The sequence below is a fragment of the Helicobacter pylori genome, assembly GCF_011140715.1.
Classification (GTDB): domain Bacteria; phylum Campylobacterota; class Campylobacteria; order Campylobacterales; family Helicobacteraceae; genus Helicobacter; species Helicobacter pylori_DA.
On sequence record NZ_SFZZ01000054.1, the window covers coordinates 1 to 1,275 of the forward strand.

General features: G+C 38.2%; 1 pseudogene. It reads left to right on the forward strand.

The annotated features are described in order from the left end of the window. Window positions 1-864: pseudogene (gene babB / locus EWZ81_RS05390) on the forward strand (Hop family adhesin BabB); the annotation flags it as partial. Window positions 865-1,275: the final 411 nt, after the last annotated feature.

Genomic DNA, 1,275 nt, shown 5'->3' on the forward strand with positions numbered 1-1,275 from the left:
AACAGCATCGCCCATTTTGGCACTCAAGAACAGCAAATACAGCAAGCCGAAAACATCGCTGACACTTTGGTGAATTTCAAATCCCGATACAATGAATTGGGCAACACTTATAACAGCATCACCACCGCGCTCTCTAGCATCCCTAACGCGCAAAGCTTGCAAAATGCGGTGAGCAAAAAGAATAACCCCTATAGCCCGCAAGGCATAGAGACCAATTACTACTTGAATCAAAACGCTTACAACCAAATCCAAACCATCAACCAAGAGTTAGGTCGTAACCCTTTTAGGAAAATGGGAATTGTCAGTTCTCAAACCAACAATGGTGCCATGAATGGGATCGGTATTCAGGTGGGTTACAAACAATTCTTTGGGCAAAAAAGGAAATGGGGCGCTAGGTATTACGGCTTTTTTGATTACAACCATGCGTTCATCAAATCCAGCTTTTTCAACTCGGCTTCTGATGTGTGGACTTATGGCTTTGGAGCGGATGCGCTTTATAACTTCATCAACGATAAAGCCACTAACTTTTTAGGCAAAAACAACAAGCTCTCAGTGGGGCTTTTTGGTGGGATTGCGTTAGCGGGCACTTCATGGCTTAATTCTGAATACGTGAACTTAGCCACCGTGAATAATGTCTATAACGCTAAAATGAACGTGGCGAATTTCCAATTCTTATTCAACATGGGAGTGAGGATGAATTTAGCCAGACCCAAGAAAAAAGGCAGCGATCATGCGGCTCAGCATGGGATTGAGTTAGGGCTTAAAATCCCCACCATTAACACGAACTATTATTCCTTTATGGGGGCTGAACTCAAATACCGCAGACTCTATAGCGTGTATTTGAATTACGTGTTCGCTTATTGACATTTAGCCCTTTGTGGAACCCCCTTTTTTAACCCTCTTTTTTGGGGTTTCATTTGAACCCTTTGTTTTGAACTCCTTTGTTTTGAACTTCTTGTTTTGAACTTCTTGTTTTGAACTTCTTGTTTTGAACTTCTTGTTTTTAAGTGGTTTTTTTTGAACCCTTTGTTTTTTGGGGAGTTTCTTATTTTAAGGGGTTTCTTTTTTGAACCCTTTGTTTTGAACTCTCTTTCTTAAATTCTTTGTTTTTAAATTCTTTGTTTTTAAATTCTTTGTTTGAACTTTCTTTTTTTTTGAACTTTCTTTTTTTTTGAACTTTCTTTTTTTTAAACTTTCTTTTTAAGTGGCTTCTTTTAAACCCTTTCTTTTTTAAACCCTTTCTTTTTTAAACCCTTTCTTTTTTAAACCCTTTCT